The 7,379-nt window shown below is 70.7% G+C and carries 12 protein-coding genes; 2 read left to right on the top strand and 10 right to left on the bottom strand.

Going from position 1 to position 7,379, the window contains the following annotated elements; genetic code table 11:
• Nucleotides 1-159 precede the first annotated feature (159 nt).
• From ABZ923_RS40525 to ABZ923_RS40480, 10 genes are all read right to left on the bottom strand, one after another.
• Nucleotides 160-879, bottom strand: a complete 720-nt coding sequence (locus ABZ923_RS40525) for a hypothetical protein (RefSeq protein ID WP_361483196.1) — start codon at nucleotides 877-879, stop codon at nucleotides 160-162.
• Nucleotides 880-1,093: 214 nt separating this feature from the next.
• Nucleotides 1,094-1,822: an exonuclease domain-containing protein gene (locus tag ABZ923_RS40520; protein WP_361483193.1), complete on the bottom strand. Its 729-nt coding sequence runs from the start codon at nucleotides 1,820-1,822 to the stop codon at nucleotides 1,094-1,096.
• Nucleotides 1,819-2,811: a recombinase RecT gene (locus ABZ923_RS40515; RefSeq protein WP_361483190.1), complete on the bottom strand. Its 993-nt coding sequence runs from the start codon at nucleotides 2,809-2,811 to the stop codon at nucleotides 1,819-1,821. The genes ABZ923_RS40520 and ABZ923_RS40515 overlap by 4 nt, the downstream gene beginning before the upstream one ends.
• A gap of 1 nt (nucleotide 2,812) precedes the next feature.
• Complete coding sequence (locus tag ABZ923_RS40510; protein ID WP_361483187.1) at nucleotides 2,813-3,928, bottom strand: lambda-exonuclease family protein; 1,116 nt, start codon at nucleotides 3,926-3,928, stop codon at nucleotides 2,813-2,815.
• Nucleotides 3,925-4,722, bottom strand: a complete 798-nt coding sequence (locus tag ABZ923_RS40505; RefSeq protein WP_361483184.1) for a hypothetical protein — start codon at nucleotides 4,720-4,722, stop codon at nucleotides 3,925-3,927. The genes ABZ923_RS40510 and ABZ923_RS40505 overlap by 4 nt, the downstream gene beginning before the upstream one ends.
• Nucleotides 4,719-4,844, bottom strand: a complete 126-nt coding sequence (locus ABZ923_RS40500; protein ID WP_361483181.1) for a hypothetical protein — start codon at nucleotides 4,842-4,844, stop codon at nucleotides 4,719-4,721. The genes ABZ923_RS40505 and ABZ923_RS40500 overlap by 4 nt, the downstream gene beginning before the upstream one ends.
• Entirely contained in the window at nucleotides 4,841-5,008 is a 168-nt protein-coding gene (locus tag ABZ923_RS40495; RefSeq protein WP_361483178.1) for a hypothetical protein, read from the bottom strand. Before ABZ923_RS40495 ends, ABZ923_RS40500 begins: the two co-directional genes overlap by 4 nt.
• Complete coding sequence (locus ABZ923_RS40490; protein ID WP_361483175.1) at nucleotides 5,005-5,379, bottom strand: hypothetical protein; 375 nt, start codon at nucleotides 5,377-5,379, stop codon at nucleotides 5,005-5,007. Before ABZ923_RS40490 ends, ABZ923_RS40495 begins: the two co-directional genes overlap by 4 nt.
• Nucleotides 5,380-5,471: 92 nt before the next feature.
• Entirely contained in the window at nucleotides 5,472-5,810 is a 339-nt protein-coding gene (locus tag ABZ923_RS40485; RefSeq protein WP_361483172.1) for a hypothetical protein, read from the bottom strand.
• Nucleotides 5,807-6,025: a helix-turn-helix transcriptional regulator gene (locus ABZ923_RS40480; protein WP_361483170.1), complete on the bottom strand. Its 219-nt coding sequence runs from the start codon at nucleotides 6,023-6,025 to the stop codon at nucleotides 5,807-5,809. Before ABZ923_RS40480 ends, ABZ923_RS40485 begins: the two co-directional genes overlap by 4 nt.
• A gap of 252 nt (nucleotides 6,026-6,277) precedes the next feature.
• Between ABZ923_RS40480 and ABZ923_RS40475 the strand changes: the two genes are divergently transcribed.
• Together ABZ923_RS40475 and ABZ923_RS40470 are read left to right on the top strand one after the other, a co-directional pair.
• Nucleotides 6,278-6,748: a helix-turn-helix transcriptional regulator gene (locus ABZ923_RS40475; protein ID WP_361483167.1), complete on the top strand. Its 471-nt coding sequence runs from the start codon at nucleotides 6,278-6,280 to the stop codon at nucleotides 6,746-6,748.
• Nucleotides 6,749-6,759: 11 nt separating this feature from the next.
• A partial coding sequence (locus ABZ923_RS40470; protein ID WP_361483164.1) for a hypothetical protein occupies nucleotides 6,760-7,379 on the top strand: 620 nt, incomplete at its 3' end.

The following is a 7,379-nucleotide window of genomic DNA, read 5'->3' as shown; positions in this document are numbered from 1 at the left end:
CCGCGTCGGCCGGGTCCTTGTAGGCGTGGCCGTCCTTGTCGAACCTCGGCCGGGCCTTACTGTGCGGCTCTCCCAGCAGGATCGTGCCCCACGACTCTTCCGCCCCGGGGGCGAGCAGCTGCATGAGCTGCTCGCCCCGCTCGCGGTCGGACAGGCCCGTCACCGGGCACCGTCCGGACTGTCCGGCTGGGCGGGCAGCACCACCGCCGCGTTACGGACCTTCGTCAGCACCACGTCGTCGGCCTGGCAGGCGCCCGGGTTGACCTCCGCGTACAGCGTCGCCTCGGTGAGCCCGGCCGGGCCCACCTGCGTCCGCGAGTTGGCCAGCAGATCCATGGGCACGGTCACCGGCTGCTCGGCGCTGTACTTGGGGATGAGGGCCTGCACGGTGCGGGTGGCCTCGTCGACCGACTGCACAGCGACGGGGGACTCGACCCGCGGTCCCTGCCGGGCGTCCAGGTAGGCCCGCCCGAAGTCGGTCAGCGTCGGCTGCATGCCGAGCGCCCACCGCACGTACCGGCGCACCGTCAGCTTCGGCAGCAACTCCACGTACCCGGGCACGCGGCCGTCGGCGACGGCACGCAGCAGCTGCTCCAGCTCGGGCCGCAGCGGCTTCTCCGTGGCGAACGTGGTCGCGCGGACCATCCCGGCCCGCCAGGACAGGGTGCCCCTGGTGGACTCCGCCGAGCACGGGCAGTTGGTCACCCGCTCGATCACCTCGGCGTCATCGACGTGACCGGCACACTCGCTCACGCTCGCCGCGCCCTTGGCGCACAGCACGGCCGTGCAGCAGTCGCAGTTGGGGCAGTCCGGGTTCGCCGGCCGGACGTAGACCGGGCCGAACGACTCATCCGTGGGGCCGTCGTCGTACATGCTCATGCTTCCCCCTGGGTGGTGTGCTGGTGAGAACTGACGACCTCGAGTCCGCCGGCTCCGCCGGGGAACGGGGCCGCCTCGACGTCGCTGACGTCGCCATGGGCGGGCTCAGCAGCCGTCAGGGCCGCCGCGCGACGGCCGCACCGCCGTGCGGCCAGGGCGAGGGCACCGCAGCCCGCCCAGCAGGCTGCGGTACCGACGTGGAGAACCGTCTCCGTCACGTCCCGGCCCCCGTAGGCGCCGGGATGAACGGCCACTCGTAGGGCGCCTCGTCGCAGGACCCGAACCGCTCCACCTGCCAGGCCATCCACTCGTCGCGCAGCTCGCGCGCCCAACGGACCTGCATCTCGTGCAGCTCACCCACGTCCTGGCGGCCGATCCACGGGTACCGGTTGCCGATCTTCCACACGACGCCGCACGCGGCCTTGGCGTCGACCTCCGCGACGTGGGCGCCGCCCTCCATGCGCACGCGGTAGTGGTGGCACAGGTCCACGAGCCGCCGCTTGCCCTTGCGGTAGCGGTCCAGGTGCTTGTCCAGCACCCACGGGTCCAGCACCACCGGGGTGGAGTCCCACACCGACTTCACGCCGTAGCGGGCGCACTCCCGTTCCAGCATCGTCAGGTCGAACGGGGCGTTCATCACGACGATCGGCAGGGACTGCGACGCGTACCAGGCCAGGAGCCCGGCGATGGCGGCCACCACCAAGTCGGCCGGGTCGCCCAGGGCGCGGGCCTGCTCGGTGGTGATGCCGTGGATCGCGGTGGCGTCGGCGGAGATCTCCGCGCCACCGAGGTCCGAGCGCCACGTGCGGGCCTCGGTCGGCAGGCCGCCGCCCCAGCGGACGACGCTGCCGGTGACAATCCGGTCCTCGTCGACGTCCAGGCCCGACGTCTCCAGGTCGAACCCGACCAGGGGCTTACGGGTCCAGGGCAAAGGAGCGTTCATGCGGCACGGGTCCTTCCTCGGCGAGCCCTGCGCGAGGGCTTCCGACGGGGCTGCGACCGCTTCACGGGCAGCCGGCGGGTGGTGGTGGGGGCCGGGGCGTCCTGGGACGCCTCAGCGGCCCGCGAGGCGGCCTCGGCCTCCGCGAGGAGGCGGGCCGTCTCCGGGTCCGGCGCGTGGAAGCTCTGCGCCTCCCCGGCCTCGCCGGCGTCGTCGGCCTGCATCAGGGCCGTGAGCAACTCCGCCGACATGCGCACGTACTTGGGCAGGCGACGGACGGCCGACTTCTTCCACATCTGGAGGAAGAACCGGTGCCAGTAGGAGTCTTCGCGGCCTTCGGCCACGGCCTCCTGGTAGGCGCGGCTGTGCTCGTTCCGGATCTCCTCGGCTTCCTCACGGTCGAGGACGACGGCCCCGGAGCGGTTGCCGTTGCGGAACCAGGCGAAGGCGTAGACGTGGGTGGCCTCGCCCCGCTCGGACTTCATGCCGCGTGCCGGGACGTGGACCAGGTCCTCGCCGAGCCGCGCGGTCGGCACCCACTCGAAGCGGTCGTTCTCGTGGACCACTCCGACGACGACCGACTGCACCTCGCCCCGGCACATCAGGTCCACGTAGCCATCTGCCATTGGGATGAAGCGGGCCAGCTTGCCCTCGCGGACGATGACCGCGTGCCGCCCGTCCGGGACGAGCCCGAAGCGGGCGCAGGCCAGCAGGGCATCCAGCGTGCTCGCCGGCGTGCACTTCGCCAGGGTCGGCAGCAGCGACCGCACGGCCGCGAAGAACGTCGACCGGTCGATGTGCGCCGGGAGCGCGTCATCGAACTCGGCGTTGTACCGCTCCAGCCACTCCATGACCGGCCTGTTCATGGGCGGGTTGACCTGCTCGTGGCCCTTGAGTTCGGCGACCGTCTCAGGCACACCGGCCGGCTGCGTGGCCGGGTTGGGGGTCGCGCCGGTCGCGATCATGACCTTTTCCTTCAAGCTGAGCCCCATGTCAGGCCCCCTTCTTCTTCGCGGTGGCCTGCTTGGCGGGCTTGCCCGGACGGAGCTGACGGGCCTGGTACTTGCGGTACAGGTCGCCGTGATCGGCCTTGAGGGCCTTGGTGTCCAGGCCGGGCTTCATGACCGTGTAGCGGGCCGCCATCTCGGGCTCGGCCTCGCTGAACCGCTTGGGCGCGAACGTCGAGTTCTGCTTGTGCGTCCAGACGATCCGGCCGGTGGGGTCCTTGACGATCTCGCTCGGCCCGGCGATGTCCCGCATCTCGTTCTCGACCTTGCGGAGTTCCTCCTTGGCGGCCTTTACCTTCGCTTCGAGCCGCTCGTGCTCGGTCAGCAGCCGGTCGGCCGTCTCGATGTCGATCTCCTCGACCGACTCGGGCTTGACCTCCCACAGGTGGGCGAGCAGCTCGGCGGTGTCCTCCGAGCCGTCGATGGGCGGCGGGAAGCCGTCCACGATGTGCCGCTGGAACCAGGCGCCGCAGAACTGGAGCAGGTGGTCCAGCAGCTCCTGGTCGCGGTCCTGCCGCCACACCAGCAGCCGGTTGCCGCCGACCACGGCGGCCACATAGGAGTGGTCCCAGCCGCCGACGAGGGTGTTCCAGTGCGCCTGCAGAGCAGCCGCCTCGGGCGGGTTCTCCTCGTCCTCCCACTGGCGGGCGACGAACTCGCTGTGCGTCTTGCACTCCAGCGGGGCGATGACCCGGCCGAAGGAGTCCAGCACGAACCGGTCGACGTTCGAGCGGGCCCAGTCGTGCTCGATGTGCGCGAGCGTCCCCGGCGGCATCGCCGTCTTGAGGCCGGTCTCGTCCTCGAACTCGGCCGCGACGATCGGCTCCATCCGGCGCCCGAACCGCATGAACCGGTTGTCGGGCTTGCGGAAGCCGTGCCGCTCCTCGTACACGCGGCGCGGGCCGCGCCGCTTGTTCAGGCCGCAGATCGCGGCGATGTCGCTGCCGCCGATGCCGCCGTGCCGCACCGCTTCCCAGCGGGCGCGGTACTCCGGGTCGTCGAGGTCGCCGGCCGGGAGGATCAGCCGCGCGGTCGGCGCGTACGGCAGACCGACCGGGGCAAGGTCGTCCAGGTCGAACAGCAGGTCAGGTGCAGTCGTCACTTCTCGTCCCCCGTGGTCGTGCTGGCGTCGGCGTCGAGCGCTTCCGTGTCCAGGTGGACCAGGAACAGCGCGGCCGACTTCGCCGACGTGTTGGGGCCGCTGAGGCTGGTCATCGCGAACTCGCGGACCATCCGCGCGGCCTCGAACTCGCGGCAGCGCTTGAGGAGCGGGATCGCCTTCTGTGCGCTCAGCCACGGGTTCTCGCCCAGCCATCCGGCGAGCAGCCGCACGGCCTTGGCGTACTTGCCGCCGTCGACAGGCTCGATCTCCCCGCCGCGCGGCTCACCGTGGCGGTGGGCCTGCGTGCCACGACGGGCCTCGCGCAGCACGGACCGGTAGTCGTCCTTGTGGCCGCACGGGTTGTCCCAGGCGTCGCGGACGAGCCGTGCGCCGTCGCGGACGAACGGGTCGGGCCGGACCTCGCCGCGGGGGCCGCCGCAGGTCTGGCACCGGGCGGAGATCTCCACCTCTACGATCCGTACGCCCTCGTAACCGGCCTGACAGCCGTGGTCGGGCACGCGGACGATGCGGGTCAGCGCGAGCGGCTCCAGGTCGAGCCCCTCGACGTAGCGGGCCCAGACCGCCCAGCCCTGCTCGTGCGCATGCGCGGACGCCTGGAAGGAACCGGCCGGCTGGTACGCGGGGTACTTGCCGGTGTTGATGCCACGTGCGACGGCCTCGGCGCCCTGCCGGTTGAGGTAGACGTTGACGATGAGTTCGGTGCCGGGCTCCTCCAGGCACCGGTAGGCAGCCGCGAAGTGGTCGGCGGCGGTCGGGTGCATCTGGGTGCTCACTTGCCGCCTCCGTTCTCGCCGTTGCTGCGGGTCTGCCGGGTCAGGGCGTTGCGGACCCGGACGCGGATGAAGCCGTGGCCGATGGAGCCGCACAGGTGGCAGCGGCGCGGGTTGTGCTTCACTCGGCACCCCCGCTCCAGAGCTGGGCCTGCTCCGAGATGGACATGGGGCGGCGCGACGGGTGGTTCTCCAGCCGGGCCCGTGCGATGACCGACAGGGGCAGCAGCAGCACGCATCCGGCAAGCAGCACGAGGACGACGGCCGAGGCGATCTCGTTCCAGCTCACTGGTCCTCACCCCCGTCGGGGGCGTTGAGGCCGAGGATTTCGCGCAGCTCGTCGCCGGTGAGCGGCTGGCCGCCTTCCAGCGGGTAGCTCGCCCAGACCTCGACGGGCACGCCGTCGAAGGTGGTGACGAGCTGGGCCAGGCCCTGGCCGTCACCGGCGCCGCGGAGCTGCATGCTGCGGGCGACGGTGCCGCCCATGATCTCGGCGCAGGTGTCGATGATCTCGCCCCGGCCGGTCTCGGCGATCTGGTGTCCGGCCAGGACGCCGGTCGTCTCGCCGACCGGCCAGACCATCGAACTGAGCTCGGGGTGGTCGCTGAGGAGGTGAGCGAGCGCGGCAGCCACTGCCGCGTTCCCGCTAAGGTTCTCCATCAAAGGGGTCCTCAATTCGCAGAGTTGTTGAGGTTTCTCCTGGTGGGCGGGGTCGTCCGGACCGGGACAGGGTCTTGGCGGCCCCGCTGCCGTCAGTTGACGGCGGCGGCGCTGGGGCGACGTGCCCCGGCGGGCTTGATGGCGTGCAGTGCGGGCCTCGCGGGCTCCCGCGGCGTCTCGGTCGGCTGCTGGTTCAGCAGCCCCTCCCAGATCTCGTCCGGGATGACCGCGAACATCCGCTGGATGATCCGCAGGTCGCAGTCGCAGAACGCGACGCTTTCGCCGAGGCGTTGGTGAGGCAGCCGGCTGATGCGGTCCTGGAGGAATCGCTTCTTGCAGCTGAGCTTCTCGGCGGCCTTGTCGTAGTCGTAGTTCCGGACTTCGACGCACGTGCAGTGCGGTCGGGCCGGTCGGCGGACGGCGGTCTTCACGCCGGTACCTCGACCTTGGTCTCGACCTTGGGCACGAGATCGTCGAGCGAGATCTCGTAGGCCCAGGCGAGCGCGGTGGTGTTCGCGAGCGTCGGAACGGTTCCGGCGAACACGCGGGTCACCGCGCTTCTGTCGATCCCGGCTCGTCGGGCGATTTCCTCGTGGGTCTCGTCGCCCTGGGCGGCGGCCCTCTTCCTGAGGAGATCGGTGTCCAAGCGGAGCAGCACGGCTCCTCCCCTCTTGTGCAGTCGTGCACACGAACTGTGCACGCCTGCACAAGCTAGATCATGTGCACGCGTGCACACAACCCCGACACGTCGATGGTCATTAGTGTGATTTTTCGAGCGCACGCCGTAGTGACTCAAGTACCAGACCAGCGCATATGCCCCGCAAGGGCGATCACCTGCAACTTGTGCACGCGTGCACACCCCTCCCGAGAGGCTTGCGCGACCAGTAGCCTCGCCTATATGCGGAGCAAGGGATCACCTGAACGGACTGAGGCTGCGGCCCTCGGTGCGCTCGTCGAGAGGCTGGCCGCTAAGGCCGGCTACGACCTCACACCCTGGAGCAAGGGCAGGGCGAGGCTCGCCGAAGACTCAGGCATGAGCGTCTGGTCCATCGGCCGACTCCTGCGCGGCGAGACGTTGCCACGCATCGAGAACCTCTACGGGCTCGCAGCCGCACTCAAGGTCGACGAGGACCTGCTGCTCGACACGGCGGGCTATCCAAAGAGATCAGATCGCGCCAAAGTCGCAAATCAGCCTGTACTGTCAGTCGCCAATCCACCTCCCCCAGAGGAGGTCGCGGACGTACTGGGAATCACCCATCCCTTTGTCCGCAAGATGCTTATCAGCAGCATCGTCGAGGCGCAGCGGCTACAGCGCGAGTCAGACCAGCACGATGACGGCCAGGCCGGGGGCGCAGCCGTCGCCAGGTAGGACGGGGGAACATGCAGCGCTCTTCCAGTCGAGAGACCACCGTGGCCGTCGTCGGCGTCGGAACCGTGACCGGCGGCGCCGTGCTCGCGGCCGGAGAGGGAGGCCTGTCCGTCGCGCCGGGCCTCGCGCTTCCGATCGTGTGCCTGACCGCCGCCGCCCTCCGCGTAGTGCGCCACTACGTCACCCAGCAGGAACAGCGCATCCGGGACCTCTTCACCAAGCTGGCGAGACAGCACGCGGAACGCGAACGGGAGCTGGACCGTCGGGAAGCAGACCTCGCCCGGCGGGAGGAATCGCTTCAGCGGGCCTTCTTCATCAGCGAACTGCGCGTCGCCAGCGCCTACTCGCGCATGGACATGATGCTCGACGAGCTCGCCGACCAGCGCCTCGCCCATCACGCGCTGCAAACCGAGTACCGCGAGCTGGCCAGCGAGTACAACGAACTCGTCCTCGACGCCGCCGAGGCCTCACCCACCGCCGAGGTCCATCACTCGTCCGTCGCCGTGGGGCAGACAGGCTCAGCCGGAAGCGGCGCCGGGGGGGGGGGCGGGGCGGCGCGCCGGCCGGCGGCGCGGCCGGGCGGGCGGCGCGGGTGGGACACGCCGCCGCCGCGCCGGCGCGGCGGCCCTCA

The organism is Streptomyces sp. NPDC046881 (assembly GCF_040645015.1).
Taxonomy (GTDB): domain Bacteria; phylum Actinomycetota; class Actinomycetes; order Streptomycetales; family Streptomycetaceae; genus Streptomyces.
Note: the sequence above shows the minus strand (reverse complement) of the source record. Positions and strands in the feature narration are given on the sequence as shown.

What these genes read in the sequence shown, in the direction of transcription:
- ABZ923_RS40475 (WP_361483167.1), top strand. Translation starts at nt 6,278, where the DNA reads ATGCGGAGCAAGGGATCACCTGAACGGACTGAGGCTGCGGCCCTCGGT.
- ABZ923_RS40490 (WP_361483175.1), bottom strand. Translation starts at nt 5,379, where the DNA reads ATGGAGAACCTTAGCGGGAACGCGGCAGTGGCTGCCGCGCTCGCTCAC.
- ABZ923_RS40525 (WP_361483196.1), bottom strand. Translation starts at nt 879, where the DNA reads ATGAGCATGTACGACGACGGCCCCACGGATGAGTCGTTCGGCCCGGTC.
- ABZ923_RS40520 (WP_361483193.1), bottom strand. Translation starts at nt 1,822, where the DNA reads ATGAACGCTCCTTTGCCCTGGACCCGTAAGCCCCTGGTCGGGTTCGAC.
- ABZ923_RS40515 (WP_361483190.1), bottom strand. Translation starts at nt 2,811, where the DNA reads ATGGGGCTCAGCTTGAAGGAAAAGGTCATGATCGCGACCGGCGCGACC.